Annotated in this window: 23 protein-coding genes; 9 read left to right on the plus strand and 14 right to left on the minus strand. The window is 42.1% G+C overall.

The window, feature by feature from the left end; all coding sequences use genetic code 11:
• Nucleotides 1-74: 74 nt before the first annotated feature.
• The 3 genes from iscR to trmJ all read right to left on the minus strand — a co-directional run bounded on the left by iscR (nucleotide 75) and on the right by trmJ (nucleotide 2,433).
• Nucleotides 75-536, minus strand: coding sequence for a Fe-S cluster assembly transcriptional regulator IscR (gene iscR / locus AB4160_RS17020; RefSeq protein ID WP_076542338.1), 462 nt, complete (start codon nucleotides 534-536; stop codon nucleotides 75-77).
• A gap of 313 nt (nucleotides 537-849) precedes the next feature.
• Complete coding sequence (gene cysE / locus AB4160_RS17025; RefSeq protein ID WP_102476087.1) at nucleotides 850-1,671, minus strand: serine O-acetyltransferase; 822 nt, start codon at nucleotides 1,669-1,671, stop codon at nucleotides 850-852.
• Between the two features lie 24 nt (nucleotides 1,672-1,695).
• A complete protein-coding gene (gene trmJ, locus AB4160_RS17030) occupies nucleotides 1,696-2,433 on the minus strand; it encodes a tRNA (cytosine(32)/uridine(32)-2'-O)-methyltransferase TrmJ (protein WP_102440394.1) in 738 nt (245 codons plus the stop codon).
• Between the two features lie 149 nt (nucleotides 2,434-2,582).
• On the opposite strand from trmJ, the gene suhB reads away from it, so the two are divergent.
• The 5 genes from suhB (at nucleotide 2,583) to AB4160_RS17055 (ending at nucleotide 5,611) form a co-directional block, all read left to right on the plus strand.
• A complete protein-coding gene (gene suhB / locus AB4160_RS17035) occupies nucleotides 2,583-3,386 on the plus strand; it encodes an inositol-1-monophosphatase (protein WP_076542340.1) in 804 nt (267 codons plus the stop codon).
• 194 nt (nucleotides 3,387-3,580) lie between these two features.
• The gene (locus tag AB4160_RS17040) at nucleotides 3,581-3,988 is read left to right on the plus strand and encodes a phosphate-starvation-inducible protein PsiE (protein ID WP_076540074.1); all 408 of its coding nucleotides are present in this window, start codon (nucleotides 3,581-3,583) and stop codon (nucleotides 3,986-3,988) included.
• A 147-nt stretch (nucleotides 3,989-4,135) separates the two neighbouring features.
• Nucleotides 4,136-4,438 carry a PilZ domain-containing protein gene (locus AB4160_RS17045; protein WP_102440396.1) on the plus strand — a complete coding sequence of 101 codons (303 nt, stop codon included), beginning with the start codon at nucleotides 4,136-4,138 and terminating at the stop codon, nucleotides 4,436-4,438.
• A 42-nt stretch (nucleotides 4,439-4,480) separates the two neighbouring features.
• Nucleotides 4,481-5,146, plus strand: a complete 666-nt coding sequence (locus AB4160_RS17050) for an AAA family ATPase (RefSeq protein WP_102440397.1) — start codon at nucleotides 4,481-4,483, stop codon at nucleotides 5,144-5,146.
• 114 nt (nucleotides 5,147-5,260) lie between these two features.
• Nucleotides 5,261-5,611 (plus strand): VF530 family DNA-binding protein, encoded by a 351-nt coding sequence (locus tag AB4160_RS17055; protein WP_102476086.1) that lies wholly within the window; start codon nucleotides 5,261-5,263, stop codon nucleotides 5,609-5,611.
• A gap of 118 nt (nucleotides 5,612-5,729) precedes the next feature.
• Here the strand turns inward: AB4160_RS17055 and AB4160_RS17060 are convergent, their stop codons facing one another.
• The 6 genes from AB4160_RS17060 to rssA form a co-directional block, all read right to left on the minus strand.
• The gene (locus AB4160_RS17060; protein WP_372005623.1) at nucleotides 5,730-6,596 is read right to left on the minus strand and encodes a hypothetical protein; all 867 of its coding nucleotides are present in this window, start codon (nucleotides 6,594-6,596) and stop codon (nucleotides 5,730-5,732) included.
• Between the two features lie 28 nt (nucleotides 6,597-6,624).
• Entirely contained in the window at nucleotides 6,625-7,239 is a 615-nt protein-coding gene (gene ribA, locus AB4160_RS17065) for a GTP cyclohydrolase II (RefSeq protein WP_076540064.1), read from the minus strand.
• 86 nt (nucleotides 7,240-7,325) lie between these two features.
• Nucleotides 7,326-7,682 (minus strand): YibL family ribosome-associated protein, encoded by a 357-nt coding sequence (locus AB4160_RS17070; protein ID WP_076540062.1) that lies wholly within the window; start codon nucleotides 7,680-7,682, stop codon nucleotides 7,326-7,328.
• Nucleotides 7,683-7,821: 139 nt separating this feature from the next.
• A complete protein-coding gene (gene nrdG / locus AB4160_RS17075) occupies nucleotides 7,822-8,295 on the minus strand; it encodes an anaerobic ribonucleoside-triphosphate reductase-activating protein (protein WP_102440400.1) in 474 nt (157 codons plus the stop codon).
• Between the two features lie 146 nt (nucleotides 8,296-8,441).
• Entirely contained in the window at nucleotides 8,442-10,562 is a 2,121-nt protein-coding gene (nrdD, locus tag AB4160_RS17080) for an anaerobic ribonucleoside-triphosphate reductase (protein WP_372005625.1), read from the minus strand.
• A 406-nt stretch (nucleotides 10,563-10,968) separates the two neighbouring features.
• A complete protein-coding gene (gene rssA, locus AB4160_RS17085) occupies nucleotides 10,969-11,943 on the minus strand; it encodes a patatin-like phospholipase RssA (protein WP_102476082.1) in 975 nt (324 codons plus the stop codon).
• 118 nt (nucleotides 11,944-12,061) lie between these two features.
• On the opposite strand from rssA, the gene AB4160_RS17090 reads away from it, so the two are divergent.
• From AB4160_RS17090 to AB4160_RS17105, 4 genes are all read left to right on the plus strand, one after another.
• Nucleotides 12,062-13,429: a DEAD/DEAH box helicase gene (locus AB4160_RS17090; protein ID WP_102476081.1), complete on the plus strand. Its 1,368-nt coding sequence runs from the start codon at nucleotides 12,062-12,064 to the stop codon at nucleotides 13,427-13,429.
• Between the two features lie 79 nt (nucleotides 13,430-13,508).
• Nucleotides 13,509-13,946, plus strand: coding sequence for a DUF3010 family protein (locus AB4160_RS17095; protein ID WP_102440404.1), 438 nt, complete (start codon nucleotides 13,509-13,511; stop codon nucleotides 13,944-13,946).
• A 101-nt stretch (nucleotides 13,947-14,047) separates the two neighbouring features.
• A complete protein-coding gene (locus tag AB4160_RS17100; RefSeq protein ID WP_102440405.1) occupies nucleotides 14,048-14,731 on the plus strand; it encodes a M48 family metallopeptidase in 684 nt (227 codons plus the stop codon).
• 41 nt (nucleotides 14,732-14,772) lie between these two features.
• On the plus strand, nucleotides 14,773-15,207 hold the full coding sequence (locus AB4160_RS17105; RefSeq protein ID WP_102440406.1) for an HNH endonuclease: 435 nt from the start codon (nucleotides 14,773-14,775) through the stop codon (nucleotides 15,205-15,207).
• A 60-nt stretch (nucleotides 15,208-15,267) separates the two neighbouring features.
• Here AB4160_RS17105 and AB4160_RS17110 read toward each other — a convergent pair whose 3' ends face one another.
• From AB4160_RS17110 to AB4160_RS17130, 5 genes are all read right to left on the minus strand, one after another.
• Nucleotides 15,268-16,542, minus strand: a complete 1,275-nt coding sequence (locus AB4160_RS17110; protein WP_372005664.1) for a peptidoglycan DD-metalloendopeptidase family protein — start codon at nucleotides 16,540-16,542, stop codon at nucleotides 15,268-15,270.
• Between the two features lie 436 nt (nucleotides 16,543-16,978).
• Nucleotides 16,979-20,776 (minus strand): SbcC/MukB-like Walker B domain-containing protein, encoded by a 3,798-nt coding sequence (locus tag AB4160_RS17115; RefSeq protein ID WP_372005628.1) that lies wholly within the window; start codon nucleotides 20,774-20,776, stop codon nucleotides 16,979-16,981.
• Nucleotides 20,776-22,035: an exonuclease subunit SbcD gene (gene sbcD / locus AB4160_RS17120; RefSeq protein ID WP_102440409.1), complete on the minus strand. Its 1,260-nt coding sequence runs from the start codon at nucleotides 22,033-22,035 to the stop codon at nucleotides 20,776-20,778. The genes AB4160_RS17115 and sbcD overlap by 1 nt, the downstream gene beginning before the upstream one ends.
• A 76-nt stretch (nucleotides 22,036-22,111) precedes the next feature.
• Nucleotides 22,112-22,873, minus strand: a complete 762-nt coding sequence (locus tag AB4160_RS17125; RefSeq protein ID WP_102440410.1) for a TSUP family transporter — start codon at nucleotides 22,871-22,873, stop codon at nucleotides 22,112-22,114.
• Nucleotides 22,874-23,122: 249 nt separating this feature from the next.
• On the minus strand, nucleotides 23,123-24,502 hold the full coding sequence (locus AB4160_RS17130) for a DASS family sodium-coupled anion symporter (RefSeq protein ID WP_102440411.1): 1,380 nt from the start codon (nucleotides 24,500-24,502) through the stop codon (nucleotides 23,123-23,125).
• Nucleotides 24,503-25,070 lie beyond the last annotated feature (568 nt).

The raw sequence follows: 25,070 nt of genomic DNA on the forward strand, positions 1-25,070 counted from the left end.
ACTCCGTACTGAGTAGCCCAAAGGTGGCTACTAACAACGTACATATAAATAGTTATCAATATATGAACAGGAAATTATAAACTAACTCTATGTTCATTCTGCATTTCATCTTGCTTTAGTGAGATAAATTGAACATCTCGTTTGTGCATCAATCCAGCAAGTGTAATGCCATCTAAGAAATCTGAAATTTGTTTACTTAAGTCACCCCATAGCGAATGGGTTAGACAGCGGGTGCCACTTTGGCAGTTCCCTTTTCCCTGACAACGAGTCGCATCGACAGACTCGTCAACAGCATGGACAACCATGCCTACAGAGATATCATTGGCTTCTTGGCCTAGGCGATAACCGCCACCAGGACCACGCACGCTTGATACAAGACCATGTTTACGAAGCTTGGCGAAAAGTTGCTCAAGATAGGAAAGCGATATCCCCTGTCTCTCAGAAATATCCGCTAAGGGAACTGGCCCGGTAGCTGAGTGAATTGCAACATCCAGCATAGCTGTCACTGCGTAGCGACCTTTTGATGTCAGTTTCATAACGTTATTTGCTCCCATAAACCATAGAGCAATTTCACCATACCCGAGTATTTTAGTCAAGTATTTAACCAAGTAATTTACTCAAGTATTATCTCTCGTTCACATCTAACAATTTAGGTCTTAAAATTTGCAGGGCTATTTAACCTTTTTATAGTGCAAGATTCAATGCCAGCGAGCCATTAAAAGCCCTAATTTGTGATAAATTCGTCCTACTTTTACAAAAATGCTTCAGTTGTTAAAATTTGCAGTACAGAAATAAAAAATCGACACCCAGATAAGTAGGTGTCGATTGTGTCATTTTCAAGTCTACTGATTATATAATCGGGTCAAACTTATCAATTTCTTGAGTACGTTTTTCAGCCGCTTCTTGTTCAGCTTCAGTAAAGTCGTCAACATTCAACTCTGGTAGCTTTTCAGTACAGACTTCACCGCCCATGGTTTGCACCGCTTGGCAAATCTCTTGTACTTTAGAGTCCATTAAATGCATATGATCAAGCATTTGCCCAATGGCACTGGCAACAGGATCTGGGTTGTCTGGCGACACTGCATAGGCATCAAAGCCGTATTTTTTCGCCATGGCGCTTCTACGCTCAGTTTGTTCTTTCGATTGCGCTGAAGGACTTGATACCACACGGCCAGGTATACCCACTACAGTAGTGTCTTTAGCAACATCTTTAACCACTACTGAATTTGAGCCAACTCTTGCGCCATCATGCATCGTAATAGGCCCCAGAATTTGTGCCCCAGCACCAACCACCACATTATTTTGCAGTGTTGGGTGACGTTTTCCCGCTTGCCATGTTGTGCCACCTAAGGTAACGCCATGATAAAGCGTACAATCATCACCAATTTCGGCTGTTTCACCAATCACAACGCCCATACCATGATCGATAAAGAATCGACGGCCAATAGTCGCACCAGGATGAATTTCGACCCCTGTTAACCAACGCGAAAAAGTAGACAAACATCGAGATAGCAGACGCCAATTTGCATTCCAAAGCTTGTTACTGATGCGATGGATCCAAATTGCCTGCATACCAGGGTAGTTCATTAATATTTCGAAACTACTGTTCGCCGCGGGATCGCGGTGATATATAGATTCAATATCTTCTTTTAGTCGCGCAATCACGCCCATATAACAATCCTTAATACGTTAACGTTATGAATCTTTGTTCTCGTCTGATTTCGCGACTTTTTTATCGATTGAAGTCAAAATACCGCGCAGAATATTCATCTCCGCAGTTTCAACCCTTGCACGGGCGAATAAACGTTTAAGTTTGGTCATAATCTGCCCTGGATGATTCTTAATAATGAAGTTAGTTTTTGTTAGTGTTGACTCAAGGTGTACATAAAAACGCTGTAAGTCTTCTGCTAACGGGTATTCTTCTTCAACCGTTGCTTTTTCATCTAACGCAAGGTGGGCCATGCGGGTTTCATAACAAATGATTTGTACCGCTTGCGCCAAGTTCAATGAGCTATATTCTGGATTTGCAGGTATGGCTACATGATAATGACACTCTTGTAATTCCTCATTGCTTAACCCGTGGTTCTCACGACCAAAGACAATCGCTACAGGCCCTTTTATCCCTTCAAGAGCAAGTTTTTCACCTGCTTCTTTTGGCACTAGCATTGGCCAATCTAAAGTACGACTTCTGGCACTGGTTGCAATGACTAAGCTACAGTCTTTGATTGCATCTGTTAAAGAATCAACAATAGTGATATCTCGGATTAAATCTGCTGCGCCAGCAGCAAGTGCAATAGATTGCCCATCAGGCTCAACTCTTGGTTCAGCCAAATATAAATTTGATAACCCCATGGTTTTCATGGCTCTTGCTGTAGAACCAATATTACCAGGGTGTGATGTACCCACTAAAACAACGCGTATATTACTCAGCATGAAACTACTTTATTCTTTAAAAAACTATTTTGGAATAGTAACACAAGCAGCAATTAATTCGTTATATGAAAATCTGCATTTGATATAACTGTCAAAAAGCGTATAATATGCCGCTGATTTATTCGTTCTTTAACATCCAGGGGATTGCTATGCATCCGATGCTGACTATTGCCACGCGCGCTGCACGCGCTGCGGGCCAAACTATTATGCGCGCCTACACTGAACTCGACAATGTTGAGATTGATTCAAAAGGTCTAAATGACTTTGTTACGAGTGTAGACAAGGAAGCTGAATCTACCATTACATACCAAATTCGTAAATCTTACCCAGATCATACGATTGTTGGCGAAGAAAACGGTGAAAACCGTGGCACCAATAAAGATTATGTGTGGATAGTTGATCCTTTGGATGGTACCAACAACTTCGTTCGTGGTATCCCTCATTTCGCAGTTTCTATCGCTGTTCAATACAAAGGCAAAATTGAAGTTGCCGTTGTTTACGATCCTGTACGCGAAGAACTGTTCTCTGCCGTTCGTGGTAAAGGCGCTAAAGTTAATGACTTCCGTCTACGTGTAACTAATGTTAAAACACTTGATGGCACCATTATTGGTACTGGTTTCCCGTTCAAAGCTCGCCAACACACTGAATCTTACCTAAACATCTTAGGTGAAGTATTCCCTGTATGTGCAGACATTCGTCGCACCGGTTCAGCAGCACTTGATTTAGCCTATGTTGCCGCGGGTCGTTTTGACGGTTTCTTTGAAATCGGTCTTAAGCCTTGGGACATCGCAGCAGGCGACTTAATCTGTCGTGAAGCTGGCGGTACTGTAGCTGACTTTACCGGAAACCATAACTATATGACTTCAGGTAATATTGTTGCAGGTTCTCCTAAAGTGACTTCCGAGTTAGTTAAAATTATGCGTCCTTTATTAAATGAAGGCTTAAAACGCTAATTTCAATTAACGCCAAAAGCCGCCTTTTATGGCGGCTTTTTTGTATCTGCAGTTCTTTAGCCTTCAATGGCACTGCTAAATAGTGATGATATTGGGATAAATTTATATTATTTGAACTAGATCACTCAGTATTATTCCATCTAGCAGAATATACTGAATTATCAATCAAATTTATAATAAGAGATGTAATAATCATGCCACTCCCTATACTCCGCCAAATAGGTGTTAAAAGCCTTAAAGGCGTCGAACATATCGTTCTTTTCATTATTTCTCTTGCGACCGTCTTTGCCATTGGCGAAGAGGTGATGCATATGTTCGATATTAGAACCGTAGAACTTGCCGATTTGCTACTACTCTTCATTTATCTTGAAGTCTTAGCCATGGTGGTCAATTACCTCGAGTCAGGTAAGCTACCTATCCGCATGCCACTATATATTGCTATTGTGGCACTGGCCCGTTACTTAATTCTTGATATGAAAGATATGGATGACTGGCGCATACTGGCGATTTCTGTTTCAACGATTGTGCTAGCAGCCACGGTCATTGTCATTCGCTGGGGACAACTGAAACTGCCCTACCCTAAAAGCAAAGATTTCGACTAAGCTCACAGAGTAGACACCTTTGTTAATTTATATCAACAAATAAAGCGATAAGTGACTTACTTATCGCTTTTTTTAACGATGTTGATTACTATCACTAATAATGACTAATACTTATGATGGATTAAGCAAACAGGGAGCGATAAGGTTATGTCAAATGAGCCTATAGGGTTTGAAGAAAAAAGAGCTTCTTTAAGAGTCGATATGGAAGCCGAGCGAGTTTTATTGCATTGGATTGACGCTAATGGCCAGCCCCAGGAAGATGCTGGCATTTGTATCGATTTAGCCCGTAAAGGAATTTTAATCGACTATAAAGCGCCGTTTGCCTTAGGCGACTTAATCGCAGTCACCTTCAACCATAACACTGACAAACAAAATACCATCAAAGGCCAAGTATGTCGTTGCCTTGAGTCAAATCCACAGAGTTATCATATTGCCATGCAGTTGCTTTAAACGCTTAAAGCAGTGCAATATCTTTAACATTAAGGTGATACTATGATTATATTAGTCGGCGGCGAAAAAGGTGGTAGTGGCAAAAGTTGTTTAGCGCAAAACCTCGCTGTATATGTAACCGAAACCTTCAATGCCAGTGTATTGATGGTTGATTGTGACCCGCAAAAAACCACCTCAGATTGGATCCAAGCCAGAAATGAACACCCCAGTTTAAAACCCATTAATTGCATTCAATTATACGGCAAAATCCGTAATGACTTACTTAGTCTTAATGAGCGCTTTGAATACGTTATTGTCGATTGCGGTGGTCAAGATAACCTTGCCATGCGCGCAGCGATGTCAGTCGCCACTTACGTACTCATTCCGCTTAGGCCCAAAAGACGTGATTTAAAAACGCTTCCACACATGGAGGACATGCTAAGCACCTGTAAAATGGTCAACCCAAAAATGGTGGCTGCAATAGTCGTCAGTCAATGCCCTGCTCTGCCATCGCAATTTAAGCGTATTTTAGAGGCCAAGGAAGTAGTGCAATCATTTGGCTTAAAAGCGCTAAATGCCATTACCTTCAATCGTAATATTTATGATGACAGCGAAGAAAGTGGCTCGTCAGTGCTTGAGATTGACCCTGAAGGTAAAGCAGCAGTAGAAATTCGCGCCATAGCCGAAGAGCTTTTTGCCATTCCACCAGATAATAGCTTCGAGTTTTAGGTCTGATATGCTGAAGTTTCAGTGTGGTTAACTTAGCACTGAAACATTTCAGCACTAACGTCATCAGCAAGCCAATGTTATAATGTCGGCAAATTGGTAAATTAAGCTGCGTACATGACTCAAGCAAACAATCCTCTTCATGGAATTAAATTAGAAACTATTGTCACTGAATTAGTGGAAAAGTATGGCTGGGAAGAATTAGGCAGCCGCATTAATATTCGCTGTTTTCAAGATAATCCAAGTGTTAAATCCAGCCTCAAGTTTTTAAGAAAAACCGAATGGGCCCGTGATAAAGTTGAATACTTATGGCTAAAAACCAACAAGCTGCCTTTGCCTGCTCCTAAAGTTTATGATGCAGCAAAATCAACGACAAAGGCTCATCAAGGCTCGGGTGCCAAACCTGTGTCCAAAGCGCAAAATAATAAATGCACTGCAGGTGTTAATGCTGATATTTGGGGCAAATAAACACCATTGATAAACAAGCGGTCTGAAACAAACCTCTAACTACCTGTTTATTCGGTAAATAGTACAAAAAAGCCTGATAGTTTAGTTAAACCATCAGGCTTTTTTGTAACCGATGAAACTACATAGGGAATTCAAAAATTAATCGCCACACCTGTAACTCCCCATCAGTTTGATAACTCATACCAAATCGGTCTGTACTGAACCATCCCCAACCTAACGGCTTAGACAAGGCTAATGTCACTCCCACTTCATAGGAATATTGCGTAAGCACATTTTCTTGCACTGGGGTAACAAACTTAAGTTTATCGAAATACCAGCGCCCCGCTACAAACAAGCGTGGCTCAACGGTATACTCACCCCAATCCCAGCGTTGATTTAAGCCAAAATCAATGCCAGATTGCAATACAGAATAGCCATCAGAGCTGTCATTGATACTGCTTTTATAGCCAGCATAATAAATTCGGTTAACCCACACCGGATTATATTTGGGTTGTGCCAATTCATATAACGCTGAAAAACCAGTAGAGAAAATCCCCACATTACTGGAATTTGAAAAGTTATGCCCGTAGCCCAAATCTAAATAGGTTTCTAGGGTGAGCTGCTCGTCATAAAACCATTTGTACTCAATCCCTGGGGTTATGGTCATAGTGCCGACACCATCGGGTAGTTCACCTTCTGGCAAGTCACTAAAAGAGTAATTAAAAAAGCCCAATGAAACTGGCAACCTTAGGGTCAGCAGGTGATCATCGGCCTGTTCAATATCAAATGCGAAAGGAATATTGGCCACTGCAGCGCTCTGGCCAGAAGCGCGATAAATCCCGCTGCCAATATAATTTGCAAAAGCATAATGGGAAAGATCGGGGTTGTCAGCATCAAATTGAGCCTGACAAGGTTGAACAACAAAAAACGCTGCAATAGCTATTACAGCGCTTTTATATAATGGAAATTGATTTGCTTTAAAACCAGTAAACCAACTCAGTAACATGATTTAATCTACGCTATTTCGTCAACTGTTATTTATTGTCATCAATAAAATGGTGTTCTGTCATCATATGACCTAACTCGGTTGATTTGGTTTTTAAATATGCTTCATTGTAACGGTTTTTGCCCACTTGCAATGGAACTCTTTCGCTCACTTCAATGCCAACTGCCTGCATGGCCTTCACTTTACGTGGATTATTGGTCATTAACTTCACTTTGCTAACACCAATTTGAGCTAACATAGGTTCAATCATATCGTACTTACGCATATCAGCTTCAAAACCTAAACGTTCGTTAGCTTCAACAGTATTGGCACCTTGATCTTGCAGTTCGTAGGCTCGGATTTTATTCAGTAAACCAATGCCACGGCCTTCTTGTCTTAAATAAAGAATAAAACCTTGGCCTAATTCAGCAATATTTTGCATTGCAGTTTGCAGCTGAAAACCACAATCACAACGCAAACTAAACAAGGCATCACCGGTTAAACATTCAGAGTGAATACGACCTAACATTGGCTCATTAGCATTTAGCTCACCAAACGTTAGCGCAACATGTTCTTTACCGGTTTCGGTATCTTCAAAACCATGCATTGCAAATACGCCCCAAGGCGTAGGTAACTTAGAAGTGGCGATATATTTAATCGACATTGACCAACCTTTCAGACAACGCTCAATTTATGAGTCTCATCATCCATGCAACTGACTTACGTCATAACTAATAGGGATAAACTGGATTAGAATTTTGCTGGGGCAAAACCAGTTACTGCTTTAATATTCATTTCGCGGCCAAGCGCAGTCATTGGATGTACAACAACTAATCCTTTAACTGATTTTTTTAATTTACCCATGTCTGCTTGTTCCGCTTTGGTCAGCACACGACTAAATTTTAGTTCTTTTACATCTTTACCGGCTTTGTTTAATTGACGTGATTGCTGATTTTTCAAACTTGCAATACGTTTTGTTACTGTCGCGATCTCTTTTTTAAACTGCATGATAACCGCTTTATCTTCACGGGCTTGTGCAGCAGCAAGTTTACGGCGAAACTTTTCTGCTTTATCGTTTAATGCTTGCAGTTCTTCTTTTAAATTCATTGTGTTACCTTAAATTTCAACATTGTGCCACTGACACAATAACATGCTCAAACACAGCACTTGTATCAATCCAACACGTTTACGGAGGCGAAGTATAACAGTTCGTTAGACGAAACACATTATCCACAGCAGCTTATGGTTAATCTATTTGAACTAAATCATGAATAATTTGATTACTGCTACCACGCCACTTCAAACTGGGATCCGCTAAATCTTGCTCGAACTTGCCATCCACTAACACATCTACATAGTCTAATACTTGCAGTTGTTTGAGGGACATTTGATCGAGCTTGTAGCCACTCCATAGCCAAATGTCTTTATCTGGGCATTGTTGTTTTACCCGTTTAACCAAAGACAAAATGCTGTCGAGATTAGCTGGGAATAATGGGTCGCCACCAGAAAGTGATAAACCACGGCGCTTAATACGAGTATCATTTAAATCAGCAATAATTTGATCTTCCATCATTTGGCTAAATTCATGGCCTGAACGAGGATCCCAAGTAGACTGATTATAACAACCACGGCATTGATGCTCACAACCTGAAACAAACAAGGTCGCGCGGGTACCTGGGCCGTTGATCACATCGATAGGAAAATACTGATGGTAATTCATAATCACTTCTCTTACTGCTCATTGTCGCGTAAACACTCACGCTGTAAACCTATTTGCATCACTAAGGCCAAACCAAAACAAGGCGCTTAAAGCGCCTTGTTGGGTTAATCACGGAATTAGCTTTGCTAACTTCATGAATTTGCTATTTATAAATGCTTAATGCGGCGTTTAACTTCTTCTTGCTTACCATAGTTAAATGGTCTTGCATCAGGGCTGCCTAGATAACCACATACACGACGGGTTACCGACACACGGCTTGGCTCATGGTTGCCACATTTAGGGCACACAAAACCTTTACTGGTACAGTTAAACTCACCAACGTAACCACAGTCATAACATTCATCGATTGGGGTATTGGTACCGTAATAAGGCACTCTGGTGTAACTGTAATCCCAGACGTTTTCTAATGCTTCAATATTGTGCTGCATGTTCGGGAACTCACCGTAACAAATAAAGCCACCATTGGTGATTTCTGGGTACGGTAATTCAAACTCAATTTTATCGTATGGATTGACTTTCTTTTCGACGTCTAAATGGAAACTGTTAGTGTAGTAACCTTTATCAGTAACCCCTGCAACCACACCAAACTCTTTGGCATCTAGCTGGCAAAAACGACTACATAAGTTTTCACTTGGGGTGCTGTATAGGCTAAAGCCATAACCTGTTTCTTGTTTCCACGCTTCAGTCGCGCGCTTCATCACTGAGATAATTTCAATGGCTTTAGTGCGTAACAGCTCGCTATCAAACACGTGCTCATCAGTACCATAAAGTGCATTAATGGTTTCATGTAAGCCAATGTAGCCTAATGAGATTGACGCGCGGCCATTTTTAAAGATTTCAGACACATCATCATCTGCATTTAAACGAACACCACAAGCACCTTCCATATATAGGATTGGTGCAACACGCGCTTTTACACCCACTAAGCGGGCAATACGGGTATCGAGTGCTTTACGAGCGAGTGTCATTCTCTGTTCTAATAAGGCAAAGAAAGCGGTTTCGTCGCCCTTGGCTTCAATGGCGATTCTAGGTAAGTTTAAGCTGACAACACCTAAGTTGTTACGCCCTTCATGAATTAACTCACCATTTTCTTCATAAGTTCCTAAGAATGAACGACAACCCATTGGCGTTTTAAATGAACCAGTAACGCGTTCAACTTGTTCATAATTAAGAATATCTGGATACATGCGCATGGTGGCACACTCTAATGCTAACTTCTTCACATCGTAGTTAGCATCAGCAGCTTTATGATTTAGGCCATCACGAATAGCAAAAACCAGTTTTGGGAATACCGCTGTTTTACGGTTTTTACCTAGACCTGCCATACGTACTTTAAGAATCGACTTTTGAATTAAACGCGCTTCCCAGCACGAGCCTAAGCCAAAACCAAAGGTCACAAATGGCGTTTGACCATTGGCGGTATGAAGGGTATTTACTTCATATTCTAAAGACTGGAATGCGTCGTAACATTCTTTTTCAGTTTGCGCCATGGCAAAGGCTTCAACATCTGCTACGCCCCACTCTTTACCGATAACCAACTGCTTTTGATAGCTCTTTTGAACGAACTCAGCTAATACTTCATCAATGCGGTTAATGGTGGTGCCGCCATAGATATGGCTAGCCACTTGGGCAATAATTTGCGCAGTTACTGCAGTCGCAGTTGAAATTGATTTAGGGGTGTCAATTTCAGCGTTACCCATTTTAAAACCATGGGTTAACATGCCAGCTAAATCAATTAGCATGCAGTTAAACATTGGGAAGAATGGTGCATAGTCTAAGTCGTGATAATGCAGTTGACCTGACTCATGTGCAGCAACAATATCTTTTGGCAATAGATGCGACTTGGCATAATGTTTGGCCACGATGCCAGCAAGTAAATCCCGTTGAGTTGGAATAACTTTAGCGTCTTTATTGGCATTTTCATTTAAAATCGACGCGTCGCTTTGTTCAACCAAACCACGAATTTCGCAGTTCAATTTACTTTTGGCTTCACGGCAAATATCACGGTCGTGACGATACTCAATATAATGACGCGCAACCTCTTTATGAGGACCTTCCATTAATAAGTTTTCAACTAAAGCTTGTAAATGATGGATCTCAACTTCTTCATCGTTAGCAACTTGATCTCTAATCACACAAGCGACTGTTGAAGCATAGTCTTCATCAGCACTACCTGTAGCAGTTTCCATTGCTGCAACAATGGCATCCTTGATCCGCGACTCATCAAATAGAGTACGACAACCGTCCCTTTTAATTACTACAGGCATTACTTTTACTCCTTTTATGCACAGGATATAAACACTATATATCCACACATAATTATCAACAAACACAATATATGGTGCATTAAGCAATAATAGGCACTAAAAATCCATGATCTAGATCATGTTTTGATGAAGGGGAACAAAATGAAAAAAATTACTGCCAAGCTCAACACTATTTAGAAAAGTTGAACTTGACCAGGTTATAAAAAGCAGCTACTGAGTGCTGAAACGCCTATAAATAGATTGCTATTTATTACAGATTTAAACTGGTAATTGCAGGCTTATACGAATAGTTATCGCAGATTTATACAAATAGTTATCACAGATTTATACTGGTATATTGATGCTTAAACAGGTCATTTCAACCGTTAAAAATCAGTATGATTAAAGCAAAGCGCTTTAATTGGCGTTAATCATTTGGGCTAATACCAAGGGCTGCATAAATTAAATGCGCAGATTGGCGCACAGATTGACGGCCTGCTTCTATCGCTTCATCAGCACGATGAAACTCCATGGTACCGATATCAGCAAGCTGTGGCACTAAACACACATCCGGTGGATCGCCCATTAATCTGGCGCGTTTATGGCGCTGCTCTAAAATATCCATTGATTGCGACATCACCGCAATCATCCCAGGGTGAGATTTCGTGCTTGTGGAAAACTTTTCTGAAAAACTATTTATATACTCTTTACCTTTACCTAGCAGATCCATAAACGCCGACTCTGGCTCTTTGGCCACTAATTGCTTTTCAATTTCAGTGGGCGCACAGCTGGTCATTTGTTGAGGCAACATATGCATACTATTACGGCGGTGACCATTTAAGTCCACTGCAATCACTACATCAACGTCCATGGTGCGGCACATTGACACTGGCACAGGGTTTACCACTGCGCCATCCACTAACCAGCGATCATGCAATTGTACTGGGGGTAAAAAGCCCGGCATTGAACACGAGGCTCTTACCGCATGACGTAAATCGCCTTCTTTGAACCAAATTTCTTGGCCAGAATATAAATCGGTCGCCACTGCCGCAAACGGCTTTTGCAATTGCTCTATTTTTAGATCGCCTATTCGACCAGCTAAAACATCAAATACTTTTTCACCACTGATTAAGCCACCTTTGCGCCAGCTTAAATCCATTAAGCCTAAAACATCCCAACTAGAAAACCCACTCACCCACTCATGTAACTCTTCTAAATGATCATTAGCATAAGCTGCGCCCACCAGAGCCCCAACAGAGCAGCCAGCAATCTTTTCAGGGTGGATCCCCATGGCGGCCAGCTCTTTTATCACCCCAATATGAGCCCAGCCCTTAGCCGCGCCACTACCGAGGGCGATCCCAACACGAAGTGATGATTTATTTTCTTTTGAAGCCTTAGACATTTACCAAACCCTTAACCATTTTTGCACACCTAAGTAGCTTATCTTACGCTTAAGCTGTTGGCTATCAAGTCGCTTACACGTTATAATATCTGGCTATCATTTTTTAGGGGATTTACCTTTGTTATTTACCGATTTTTCTTTAGATAAACGCTTACTAGACAGTCTAAAGCATATGGGCATTTCTGAGCCAACAGAAATTCAGCAGCAAGCCCTGCCAATTGCCCTAGCGGGTAAAGATTTAATGGCATCATCTAAAACCGGTTCAGGTAAAACCCTGGCGTTTTTATTACCTGCTTTGCAGCGGGTAATATCGACTAGGGCCCTCTCTAAAAAAGACCCTCGCGTTCTGATTTTATTGCCAACCCGTGAACTTGCTCAGCAAGTCTATGGTCAATTACGTTTACTGGTTGCCAATACCCAATATAAAGCCATTAGTATTTTAGGTGGCGAGAACTTTAACGATCAAGCAAAATCGCTATCTCGTGACCCACACTTTATTGTGGCAACACCTGGGCGTATTGCCGATCATCTTCAACAGCGCCACTTATACCTAAATGGCTTAGAGTTACTGGTACTTGATGAAGCCGATCGCATGTTAGATCTTGGTTTTGCGCCACAACTTAAAGCCATTAATGACGCTGCAGATCATAAGCGCAGACAAACCTTGATGTTTTCAGCGACATTAGATCACGATGACATCAATGATATCGCCGCAACATTATTAAAGACCCCTAGCCATGTGGCTATTGGCGCATCGCATGCAGAGCATAAAGATATTGTTCAGCGCATCTTTTTAGTTGACCACCTTGATCACAAACAAGCCCTGCTGCAGCATATTTTAAAACATGAGCAACACAAGCAAGTGATCATTTTTACTGCAACTCGCTCAGACACTGACAGACTCGCCAAACTATTGTCTGCTGAAGGGCTAGAAACCGCTGCGCTCAGTGGTGACTTAAGTCAGTCAGCACGTAATCAAATTATGGACAAATTCAGCCGTGGCCAACAAAAGATTTTAGTCACCACAGATGTTGCTTCTCGCGGGTTAGACTTATTAAATGTGTCATTAGTAATTAACTTTGACATGCCAAAGTTTGCAGAAGAATATGTTCACCGTATTGGCCGTACTGGCCGCGCAGGCGCTAAAGGCGATGCTATTTCATTAGTAGGCCCGAAAGACTGGGATAGCTTTAAGAAAGTACAGGTGTTCTTACGTAAGAACTTTGACTTCTCAACTATCGCAGGCCTTGAAGCTAAATTTAAAGGCTTAAGAGACAAGCCTAAGGCATCAAGCGCCAATGCAAAATCAGCTGATGCCAATACAGGTAATGCCAAGCGTGTCGCTAGCAAGAAGCCAAAAGTGGCACCTAAACGCGACAAGCGCTTTGCCACCGGTATTGATATTGGTGACGCACCAATGCGCCGTAAAGCAAAACCAGCAAAAATTATCGAAACAGATGATTCAATTGTCAGTGACGAAGAATAACCGTAATTTTGACAGCATGAACATATTTGAGCACAGCTCAACAACATGCCAAATAAACTCGCTCTAAGTAAGGTATAACATGAAGATTTGTGGTGTAGAATTAAAAGGTGGCGAAGCCATCATCAGCTTATTAAATTATGAGAAAGAGTCATTCAACGTACCGGAATGTCGTCAAATCTCGTTCAGCATTTCAAAATCTGTTGAAACAGAATCAATTCGTGAATTTCATTTTGCTTTCCATAAATTAATGGAAGATTACAAAGTTGATGAAATCGTGATTATTGAACGTGAACAAAAAGGCAAGTTCTCCGGCTCTGCTACTAGCTTTAAACTTGAAGCAGCAATTCAAATTACTGAATTACCAGTAGCGATTATTAGCCCAGTGACTATCAAAGAAGAGCTAAAGCGTAATCCGCCACAAGCCGATCTTGATACCCTTGAGCTTAAACGTGTGCAATTACCTGCTTTTGAAGCCGCATACGCTCAGCAAAACCGCCACATGTATGGCAAAATCTAACTCAGTTTGAATTAGATTTTCTTGTGAGTAAGCTGCTTTATGGCCTGTTTGTGGGTAAAAGCAGCTTACTGATAAGCTTAAAGTAAGCAATAAATATCCCTATGAATTCAAGAAAATCCGCCTCATTTTCCACTCCTGTTACATCAAAAAAAGTCAGACCAAGTGCGCCGCCGCAAATGACGGTAAAAGCGGTTAATCAAGCTACAGCGACTAAACTGGCGGCTAAGCAAGCCCTAGCAAGCCTGGTAACCAGTGATGAGGTAAAGGCCAAAAAACAGCAAACAGCCCAGCTTAAATACATTGCCGGTTATTCAGCCCAAACCATCGAACAGGTAAAAGGCTATATTGCCAATGACAGCTTAGCTGCCGTGCTATTAAAGCGTTACCCAAGTGTGCACGATATACGCACTGATAAAGCGCTTTATGACTACACCATGGTGTTTAAACAGCAATTCTTAAAACAGTCTGCGCCGCTTTCTAAAGTGGTTTTTGACGACAAAATCACCCTCAGTCATCAAGCCTTAGGCCTACATACCTACGCCAATCGCGTACAAGGCAGTAAGGTCAAAGCTAAGAATGAAATTCGAATTTCATCACGACTACGCCATGTGCCTGAGCCATTACTGAGAATGGTGGTGGTGCACGAATTAGCCCACCTTAAAGAAAAAGATCACAACAAAGCTTTTTATCAACTGTGCGAATATATGACCAGCGATTACCACCAGCTGGAATTCGACTTACGCTTATTACTGACCTGTATTGAGCTAGGAAAAGCCCCTTATTAAGCTTAAGATATTCATAAACCTATTTTCTTAGGAGGGTATTAATGTATGTAGCAAGCTTTAGGGGCGACAATCGTCGCACTCGAAAATACAAAACCGAAAAAGCAGCCATGAAAGCCATTCGTAATTGGCTTAAGGATAATCAACTTAAAGGGTTTTCGGTGGGTTTGATGGGACCCGATCTGGCGCCATGCGAATTTAATGATTGGGAGTTAATCCCATTTGAAGAACCCAAATCGGTATCTTTTTATTCATCTCAAAAATGGTTAAGCCTGCGTCTAAACGCTTTTGAAAAGTACGGCTCAGTTTGTCAGTGCTGCGGCACTAGCCCACAACATGGCGCAGTCATGCACGTTGACCACATCAAACCTCGCTCCAAATATCCTGAACTTGCGCTCGATATCGATAACCTACAAGTGTTATGCGATCAATGTAACCTTGGTAAATCAAATCACTCAGAAACCAAATGGCGCAAATAAAAAACCACTTTCAAACGAATTAAAAGTGGTTTTAATTTAACGATAAAAAGATTAAATGGGTTAACCTAAATCCATCATCATTTGTTTGGTTTTCACCAGTTGCTTAAAGGCGTTCATTTGCTTTTTAGGCAATACCGAGGCTTCAATGATACTCACCTTCATTGGGTTAACTGGGCGACCATTAACATGAAACTCATAATGTAAATGTGGTCCCGTCACCCGACCTGTGCTGCCTGATAAGCCAATCACCTGCCCGCGTTTAACCCGCTGGCCTTTTCTGACCAAGAACTTCGACATATGCAAATAGCGGGTTCTAACATTATTGTCGTGTTCAATCACAATATACTTGCCTGCAAAGCGATGATTAGTGACCATTGACACCACACCATCCCCCGGCGCTACCACTCTGGTGCCAGTAGGAGTGGCAAAGTCAGTACCGTTATGTGGCGAGGTTCTACCAGTAACAGGGTGCTTACGGGTCGGATTGAAATGTGAAGATAAGCGATACTGCCTTTCCAGCGGTATTCGCTGAAAGGCACTGGCTAGACCTTGGCCTTTGTCATCATAAAAATTACCATCCACATTTTGAAAGGCGCTAATATTTCTACCTCTGGTTTCAATACGCACCGCTTCTAATTTACTGGCTCCGGTGGATACGCCTTCAATAAATTGATCATTCATTAATACTGAAAATTGATCACCTGCACGCAAATCACGGGAGAAATTTAGCTTGCTTGAAAGTAGCGTTTCTATGGTTTGTATTTGCGCTGCAGTTAAACCTGAGCGCTGGGCCGATAAATAAAATGAGCCATTGATATCCCCACTAATAATGCGGTTTTGCCAAATGCCTTCTATATTGACCTCATTAACCTCGTAACTGCCATCGTCAAAACGGCTAAATACCACTTGGTAAGCTGGATTAAAATACAACTCTAGTTTGGTTAGTTTTTGCTTTTCGTCTTGCCAAAATCGAATACGATTACCCGGCGATAATGTATCTAATGCCAGTACATTTAAATCAGCTTCAAGCACTTTGTACATGGTCTGTTGACCAATACCAGCTATTTCAAATAACTGACTTAAGGTGTCACCTTGCTCAATAATACGTTCAAATGTCGGCGCAACCGGCTCACTAATTTCAACCGGAGTATGATTGGCTACCTGTGGGATCAAGGCTTCGATATCAAGGGCAACAGGGATCCGCTGTGAGGCAAATTCTTGCGGGGTTGGCCACAGTAATGCCGCCGCGACAATAAACACGCTTGCTAGCAATAATTTCCGATGTAATGTGGGTAAGTTTTGCGCTTTACCAACCAGCGTTTGTAGCTTATCCATTTGAGCTGAAAGCAATCTCGTGTCCGCCCTACTGCACGTATTAATATACGTATAAAAGAATGTATACTTAAGCACTAGTTTAATGAGTGCTTAAGTACTATATACCAAGGGGGAGTTATATCAAAAAAGACTGCAAATACAAATATAAAAACTCACCACGCCTGCATAACTTTGAACTAGGCAATTGAAAGTAACTGAGATGGGAAAAGACTGTTATCAGTCATGATGTTTTTAATTTACATCTATAACTCGCTTAATTAACCTAAAAGCGCTGCAACAATGGCAGCTTTTTACTCAGCATGGTTGATTTATCATTAGAATTTATTGACCTAAAAATAACCCTACCCCAAAGCAAATAATGAGGCTAATGCGGCTGCATTAACCTCAAGTGACGGTTTAGTTGTTAGCCTAGCCGCGAGTCTGAGCGATAACAAACTTAAGCCAATTCGACATCGCTATTAACTTTATATTCACTCTGCAACTTACTGACTCCAAGTCCATTCATTTTATGCACTTTAATTTGCACCCCAATGCGCTCTTTCATCGCTTCAATGTGGCTGATCACACCAATCATTTTGCCTGAAGCATTAAGGTTATCTAGCGCATCAAGGGCGGTATCTAAGGTTTGACTGTCTAAGGTGCCAAAGCCCTCATCCAAAAATAACGAGTCGATACTGGTTTTATGACTGACTAAATCCGATAACGCTAACGCTAATGCCAAACTGACTAAAAAGCTTTCACCACCTGATAAGGTGCGAGTATCTCGAATTGCATCGCCTTGCCAGGTATCCAATACTTGCAGCTCTAGATCTACTGATTGTTTGCGCTCAAGCAAATAGCGTCCTTGAAGCCTATCCAGCTGCCGATTAGCCAAAGTAACCAGATGATCTAATGTCAGCCCTTGGGCAAACTTTCTGAATTTATCGCCTTTTTGCGAACCGATGAGTGAGTGTAAATAGGCGATATCATCATAAGCTTGTTTGGCTTGGTTAAGCTCTAACAGCATTTGCTGCTGACTTAGGCGCTTTTGTTTATCGTCATCCAGTAAATGGTTCACTTGCCATAAGGTTTGTTTTATCTCACCTAACTGGGTCTCGACTTGCTGATGCTGCAAACTGACCTGTGCTAAATAGCCTTGCGCAGATTCTTGCTCTGACTTTAGCTCTGAATCTAGATCAGCCCCTTGAAGTAAGACTTTGTCTGAGCCTTGTTGCTGCTTTTCAGTCGTTAGCTGCTCATAACCAAATTGCTCTGCTTGGGTCATTAACGCTGTTAATTGCTGCTTGGCTTGTTCTACCAAGGTGCGCGCTTTTAACTGCTGCTCATTAAGTTGCTGCTGCAAGTTAATTAACTGCTCACGCTCAGCCTGAGGAATAATGGCTTGCTCAAATTCCGCTTGGCTAGCAAATGGGCTTTGGCTTAATTGCTGCTGCCACTGCTCGGTTGCCGCGGTTAACTCAGTCAATGCCACTGCAATTTGTTTATTAACGGCTTCAATATGCGCCTTAACATTATCTTGCTGCTGCTGATATTGATTCAATTGGCTTTGTAGCGCTGTTAACTGGCTTTCTGCTTGCTCAAGCATGGCTTGGCTAGCCTGCTTTTCAGTTAATGTTTGCTTATCGGCAAATAGCTGCTGCCTTTGGCTCGTCAACTTGGCTAACTCCGCTGCAACTTCAGTTAATTGCGCTTGCCGCGACTGTGATTGCTGCAACGCCTCTTCTAGTTGACTCGCCTGGGTTTGCTGTTGCTGCTGCAATAATTGTAATTGCTGCTGTGCTTCAAGTTGCTGATCGCTTGCTTGCTGCCACTGCATTATTTGTTGTTCAAGGGCGCTTAACCACGCTTTAAACCCAGCCATATCTGGCATAGACTCTGCGGTTTGCGCAATTGAATCGCTTAATTCAGTCACTAGGTTATTAAGGGTTTTATTCACCTCAATAAGCTGCAGCTCAGCGTCCTGTAAGCCATTGTTGCAGCTTGTATGCTCTTGGGCTAATAAGCTTAATTGGTGCTGTTGTTGCTCAGCGGCGTTATTCGCTTGCTGGTACTGATCGTTTTGTTGTTGCAGGTGAGTTTTAGCCTGCCTGATATCGGCTAATCGCTGGGATAAGTTTTGCTGCAACTGCGCCATTTGCGCTACATAATCACTCAGCTGGCTATCATCAATAGCAAATGCAATTCCAAGTTGCTGACAAGTTTGCTGCCAGTCCTGTTGTAATTGCTGACTCTGCGCCGTTAGCTTAGCCACCGCTTGTGAGGCTGACTCATATTGTAACTGCAAGGTTTGCAATGCCAATTTAGCTTGCTCGCCTTGGGTTTTAATCTTATCTAATTGCGCGCTAGTTTGTTGATGGCGCAGCTCTGTTTGCGACAAATCAACCGCTTGATATTCACTCACTAAAGGGTGATCCAACGAGCCACATAAGGCGCATGGCTCACCTTCTACTAACTTAGCCCGATGCTGGGTTAAATCAGCAATATATTGCTCTTGTTTTAGCAAGCTTGTTAAGTCTTTTAACTGCTGATTTTTATCTGTCCACAAGACTCGTATTTGGGTTAACTCAGCTTGCTTTAACTCAATATCGTGTTGGGTTTGCGCGTTTTGCTGGCGATGTTGATTAAGATCTAATTGCAATTCACTGTAACGGGTCGACAAGTGTTCAAGCTGACTGCGCTTTGGCTGCTGAGTCACTATGTCATTATATTGCTGCTCAATGAGTGCTTCTTCATCACCGGCTAACAAGGTCTGTAATTGCAGCTGGGCTTGTTGGCGGCTGAGTTGATATTGTCCAAGTAACTGTTGCTCACTGGTTACTTGCGCTGTCAGTGTGCTTTGCTGCTGTTGGAGCTGAATTTGCTGTTGCTGAAAACGGGCAATTTGTTGCGTCAACTTAGTTTGCTGAGTCACTTGCTCGGCGTAGTTAGCATATTGCTGCTGCCACACACCAAGGCGAGTTTGGATCAACTTGCCCTGGGGATATTGGTTGATGACTTGCTGCTGCTGGGCTTGTAATGCCGTAACGGTTTGTATTTGTCCGCCGATGGCCTGCTGCTTTTGCTGTAATTGCTCTAGCAGCTGGGTTTGTTGCTGCTGAGACTGTAACTGCTGAGCATGTTTAAAGCTCACTTGCTCAATTTGATTATCAAGTGGCTGCACCTGAGTATCAATTAACGTCACTAAATCCGTATGTTGCTGCTTAGCTAAACTAAAGTGCTGAGACTGCAACTGTTGCTCAGTGGCGATTTGACTTAATTGTGCGCTGGCCTGTTCAAGCTCAGTATTGCGCTGCTGTAACTGCTTTTGCAACTGTGCATGGCTGTTTTCAAGTTTGCTCATGCCTTCAAATAACGGAATTAAGCTTTCAGCTGGCTCACTGGCAGCTAACTTAGCTAAACTGGCTTGCTGGGCTTTAAGTTCAGTCTGCGCTAGTTGTAATTGTTGCTCACTGGCAAGATGTCGCTCAGTTGCTTGCTCAAGCTGCTTAGCCCACGTGACTTGCAGCTGCAGTTGCTGCAGTTGTTGCTGGCATAAATCGGCTTGCTCAATTAACTGAGTTTGCTCTATTTGTTTAAGGCTAATACTGTCATCATCTAGTAATTCAACGCTGTTTGATTTAGCTTCAAGCAAGGCAAGCTCCTGCTTTGATTGGCTAAATTTTTGATGTACTTGCTCCGAGATAAGCCCGTATATTTCTGTGCCGGTAAGCTCTTCAAGTAACTCAGCCCGTTCATTAGCTTTGGCATTTAAAAAGGCGGCAAAATGACCTTGGGATAACATCATCGATTTAGTAAATCGCGCGAAATCTAATCCGGTAATGGCTTCGGTTAATTCGGTTTTATGCTTAATTTGGCTGGCAAGAATTTTACCATCTTCAAGTTGCGCTAACTCAACTTGGGCATCTTGTAAATTGCCATCAACTTGACCACGGGAGCGTCGTTGGCTCCAAAAGGCGCGATACGCCTTACCTTTCACTTCAAACTCAACCTCGGCCAGACAATCGCTGGTGCCACGAGTCATGAGCTCATTGGTGTTTTTTGAAATTACCCCTAAGCGCGGGGTCTGATGATACAGCGCTAAGCAGATAGCATCTAAAATGGTTGTTTTACCCGAGCCTGTAGGGCCAATAATGGCAAACAGGCCGTTTTCTTTAAATGGCGACTGGGTAAAATCAATTTTCCACTCATTTTTTAATGAGTTAATATTTTTAAAACGCAGGCTAAGGATTTTCATTATTTTGCCTCCTCAACATGTTGCGCTGTGCCATTAAGCTGCTCATTCATTTCATCAAGGATAATATCAAACTGTTGTTTTACCCGTTCAAGTCGCTGTTGCTGCTCGGGTTCTGAAAAGTCTTCTTGGGCTAAACGGCGCTCAAACACTTCTGTGACGCTTAATTCAGTTAAGGTTTCATTATCCATTTGCTGAATTTGCTGTTGGCGCTGGCTACGAGCACGCTTAAGTTGCAGTACTTCTACAGGTAAGGCGTCGGTCAATTCGGCTATTCGGCTTTGTAAGTCGGTTAAAAAGTCTTGCTCGGCCACTTCGATACTCAGCCAAGTGACTTGATCGCTGCCTTGCTCAACTAAGGTTTCAAGCTGGGATGCGATTTCGGCCAAGCTGCCTTTTACACTTGCCATGGCTTGAAACTTGGGCACTTCAAGGGCACTGACCTCGGCTAATTTAGCCTTATCAAACTCAACCAAATACACACTTTTTTGACTGTTAAGTTCATCAAAACTTAAACTGATTGGCGAGCCGCTATAGCGAATATGCTCTGTTTTGGCGATTTTTTGCGGTCGATGAATGTGGCCTAGTGCAATGTAATCCGCTGCAGGAAACAAGTTGGCATTAAATGCATCAAGGCTACCAATATAAATGTCTCGCACTGACTCACTGGTGCTGGCACCCACTGTGGTTAAATGCCCTGTGGCAATAATGGGTAATGGCGTAGTTTGCTGGTTATTAATTGCTTGGGCATGAGCAAAACAGCGCTGATATAAATCGGCGATTTCATTAGCTAACTTGCGCTGTTTATCTTCACTGGACTCACCCGACTCACTTAATACTATATCTCTAGGGCGTAAATACGGCAGCGCACATACAATCGCGCAGGGGTGATCATGACTATCAGCCACTAACAACACATGCTCAGCTGCGTTATCAAGCGCACCTGGGATAACCGTGGCATTTAAGCACGCCAGCAACTGCTTTGACTCACCTAAGGTAGCAACAGAGTCGTGATTACCACCAAGAACGATAAGCTTACAATTTGTTGCTTGAATATCGACAATAAATTGATTGTACAAACTGCGGGCATAACTTGGCGGCGTGCCAGTATCAAAAATATCGCCAGCGACAATCAGTGCATCAACCTGATGCTGGCTAATTTGTGCTAACAACCACTGCAAAAATGCCTTGTGCTCAACAGCGCGACTTTTACCGTAAAAGTTTTGACCAAGGTGCCAATCAGATGTGTGAATAATGCGCATGAAAACCTTTTCTGTTCGATGTGTTGTTATTGAAATCTGTCATAAAACGCTTAATTAGTCTGGAGATATAAGTCACTTACCCGTACTGCGCCCACAATAATTTAAAGCTCATTAAAAATGCCATGGTGATCACCAGCGGTTTAATAATTTTTACCCCTTTGGTCATCACTAAGCGTGAGCCAAAAGTTGCGCCGATAGCTTGCCCGACTAACATAATAAGCCCTAATAAAACCGCCACTTGGCCGCCAATCATAAAAAAGATTAACGATGACACATTAGTAGCAAAGTTAAGCACTTTGGCATGGGCGGTGGCTTTAGCCAGTCCGTAACCTGCCAGTGACACAAAGGCTAAAGCAAAGAAACTGCCGGTTCCGGGTCCAAAAAATCCATCATAAAACCCCACCCCAAGAGCGGCAGTAAAAGCAAACATGGCAGGTGTCAGCACTTGTTGTTTATCTTCTTCTGAGATTTTTTTAGAAAACAAAAAATAACAGCCAATGGCGAGGATAAGAAATGGTAATACCAGTTCTAATACGGTGACATCAATCATTTGTACAATAATGGTGCCCACTGCAGCGCCAATAAACGCGCACACAATGGATAAGCGTGCTTGTTTTAAGTCAACCATGCCTTTGCGAATAAAGTACAAACTAGCAAAAAAGCTGCCGCCACAAGCTTGCAGCTTATTAGTACCTAAAGCCGCAGCTGGCGGTAAACCCGCCCACATCAATGCAGGAATAGTGAGTAAACCGCCACCACCGGCAATGGCATCAATAAAACCCGCCAATATGGCGACGAAAAATAATATAACAGCAATTTGTAGGGTTAACTCGAACATTAGATAGGTCTATAAATCAAAATAATACGCTATTAGACCTGCTTTAATAGCAAAATTCAAAAGCTATCTGCATTAGATTGTGCCTTAGTTTATCCAAACGTTTACGTCGCTATTTTTAATAACACTGAGCCTGTGAACATTTAATAATTGTTGACAGATATCGGCTAAAAAACGCAAAAAGGTAACCTAAGTTACCTTTTTATTAGTGAGTAAAGTGATTGCGCTTTTTAACTGTGATTAACAGTGCAATTAAAAGCCCCAGAACAAGTTGGTGATTAAAAACAGCACCAACATACTTATGAAGTTAATAATCATACCTGCACGCATCATTTCAGATTGCTTGATATAACCTGAGCCAAAGACAATGGCATTAGGCGGGGTGGCGACAGGCAACATAAAGGCGCAAGAAGCTGCAATACCAATCACCACTGAAATCATCACTGGCGATAAACCTAAGGGCTCAGCAATTGCAGCAAAAACTGGCACCAGCAATGCGGCGCTAGCCGTGTTACTGGCAAACTCAGTTAATAACACCACAAAGGTAATCACTGCAATCATAAATAGCGCCATGTGGGCATCGCCAAAAATATCTGTCACAAAGTGGGCTAGAAACACACTGGTGCCTGTGGCTTTTAACACTGCACTTAACGTGAGGCCACCGCCGAACAGGATAAGTACTCCCCAGTCCGTGGTCGATTCGATTTTTTTCCAGTCCACTAATTTAAGGCTGGCAAGCACAACTACCGCACCTAAAGCAACAATGGTATCAAACTTACTGATCCCACCAAGTGCTTGGGCTAATGGTTTACTGAATATCCAACCACAAACTGTAGCTAAAAATATAATCAGGGTTAATTTTGCACTAACGGTCATTTTTACATTTTCTGTTTTTATCTCACACACAGTCGATAAATCAGGTTTTAAAAATAGATAAAGCGCGATTAACATGCTTGGTAACATAATAGCCACAGTGATTAAACCAAACTCGAGCCAATCACTAAAGCTTAAGCCCACTTGTGCCGCAGCAATGGCATTAGGCGGACTGCCCACTAGGGTACCAATTCCACCAATGTTGGCAGAATACGCGATTCCCAGTAGCACGAACAAATAGGTTTTACGGTACTGTTTAAAATCCAGTTGATGCAAAATACCCAAGGCTAGTGGCAGCATCATTGCGGCTGTTGCCGTATTACTGATCCACATCGACAGCACTGCGGTCACTAAAAACAGTAACATACAAGCAATACTCAACTTACCTTGAGACAGCAGCAACACCTTTTGCGCAATTAAGCGGTCAATGCCCTGATGATTTAGCGCCGCCGCCAACACAAAACCACCAAAGAATAAGAAGATAATCGGGTTAGCAAAATTACTCATGGCGGTGGAAGTATCAAACACCCCCAAAAACACCGCTAATATCGGAATTAAAATGGCGGTAATACTGATATGAATCGCTTCGGTTAACCATAGAATAGCTGCAAAAATAAGTAGCGATAGACCGGTATTGACCCCTTGTTCAAAGGGTAATAAATGATATAGCAAGGCAAACAAGGCAATGTTGCCAAACAAGATGATGAAGTCAGTTTTATTGTTTTTGGTTGTCGTCGACTTTGTTGGGCAGTTTTCCATTAAAGCGTTCTCCCTTATTTTTTAATGACAACAATGTAAACAGAGTAATAGGTAAGATAAAGCATTGTTTTTGGTTGCTTGATTACATAGTCAAGCCTGCGCGGCGTGAGATGAATCCCATTACCAGCCACTGTTGTGACGCGCAACAATAGTAACACTAGATGTATTGTGGTTATTAAGTTTCAAATTGACGGAATTCGCCATTTAGTACTCTCAAACTGAATGTTTATTAGCGTTTAAATAATGTGACATAGATCTAGCTGGCCCAGGATAAACTTGTAATAAGACAAAGTTAATTAGCGTTTCGTGATCTGTAATAACCATAAGTGGTTTTAAATGCCGTTTAGAGAAATGATAAAATAGTGATGGGTGATGGGTGATGGGTGATGGGTGATGGGTGATGGGTGATGGGTGACGGGCTATTAATAGTAAAACTAGCTTAGCAAAAAAGATCCTTTAGCAGCAGGAATGCTCAATAGGGGCGTTAAAAAAGTAAAATAAAAACTCAGTAAGGCACATCCGCCTTACTGAGTATTAGTCGTTATGCGATTATACGATGCAATAACGC

The sequence above is a fragment of the Shewanella sp. 10N.286.51.B8 genome, from assembly GCF_041469325.1.
Classification (GTDB): domain Bacteria; phylum Pseudomonadota; class Gammaproteobacteria; order Enterobacterales; family Shewanellaceae; genus Shewanella.

Coding starts and splice junctions, on each gene's coding strand:
- trmJ (WP_102440394.1), bottom strand. CDS start 2,433: ATGCTGAGTAATATACGCGTTGTTTTAGTGGGTACATCACACCCTGGT.
- AB4160_RS17055 (WP_102476086.1), top strand. CDS start 5,261: ATGACTCAAGCAAACAATCCTCTTCATGGAATTAAATTAGAAACTATT.
- AB4160_RS17125 (WP_102440410.1), bottom strand. CDS start 22,873: ATGTTCGAGTTAACCCTACAAATTGCTGTTATATTATTTTTCGTCGCC.
- rssA (WP_102476082.1), bottom strand. CDS start 11,943: ATGTCTAAGGCTTCAAAAGAAAATAAATCATCACTTCGTGTTGGGATC.
- AB4160_RS17095 (WP_102440404.1), top strand. CDS start 13,509: ATGAAGATTTGTGGTGTAGAATTAAAAGGTGGCGAAGCCATCATCAGC.
- AB4160_RS17130 (WP_102440411.1), bottom strand. CDS start 24,502: ATGGAAAACTGCCCAACAAAGTCGACGACAACCAAAAACAATAAAACT.
- cysE (WP_102476087.1), bottom strand. CDS start 1,671: ATGGGCGTGATTGCGCGACTAAAAGAAGATATTGAATCTATATATCAC.
- AB4160_RS17110 (WP_372005664.1), bottom strand. CDS start 16,542: ATGGATAAGCTACAAACGCTGGTTGGTAAAGCGCAAAACTTACCCACA.
- iscR (WP_076542338.1), bottom strand. CDS start 536: ATGAAACTGACATCAAAAGGTCGCTACGCAGTGACAGCTATGCTGGAT.
- AB4160_RS17105 (WP_102440406.1), top strand. CDS start 14,773: ATGTATGTAGCAAGCTTTAGGGGCGACAATCGTCGCACTCGAAAATAC.
- AB4160_RS17060 (WP_372005623.1), bottom strand. CDS start 6,596: ATGTTACTGAGTTGGTTTACTGGTTTTAAAGCAAATCAATTTCCATTA.
- AB4160_RS17100 (WP_102440405.1), top strand. CDS start 14,048: ATGAATTCAAGAAAATCCGCCTCATTTTCCACTCCTGTTACATCAAAA.
- AB4160_RS17040 (WP_076540074.1), top strand. CDS start 3,581: ATGCCACTCCCTATACTCCGCCAAATAGGTGTTAAAAGCCTTAAAGGC.
- AB4160_RS17050 (WP_102440397.1), top strand. CDS start 4,481: ATGATTATATTAGTCGGCGGCGAAAAAGGTGGTAGTGGCAAAAGTTGT.
- nrdD (WP_372005625.1), bottom strand. CDS start 10,562: ATGCCTGTAGTAATTAAAAGGGACGGTTGTCGTACTCTATTTGATGAG.
- AB4160_RS17070 (WP_076540062.1), bottom strand. CDS start 7,682: ATGAATTTAAAAGAAGAACTGCAAGCATTAAACGATAAAGCAGAAAAG.
- suhB (WP_076542340.1), top strand. CDS start 2,583: ATGCATCCGATGCTGACTATTGCCACGCGCGCTGCACGCGCTGCGGGC.
- sbcD (WP_102440409.1), bottom strand. CDS start 22,035: ATGCGCATTATTCACACATCTGATTGGCACCTTGGTCAAAACTTTTAC.
- AB4160_RS17045 (WP_102440396.1), top strand. CDS start 4,136: ATGTCAAATGAGCCTATAGGGTTTGAAGAAAAAAGAGCTTCTTTAAGA.
- nrdG (WP_102440400.1), bottom strand. CDS start 8,295: ATGAATTACCATCAGTATTTTCCTATCGATGTGATCAACGGCCCAGGT.
- AB4160_RS17115 (WP_372005628.1), bottom strand. CDS start 20,776: ATGAAAATCCTTAGCCTGCGTTTTAAAAATATTAACTCATTAAAAAAT.
- ribA (WP_076540064.1), bottom strand. CDS start 7,239: ATGTCGATTAAATATATCGCCACTTCTAAGTTACCTACGCCTTGGGGC.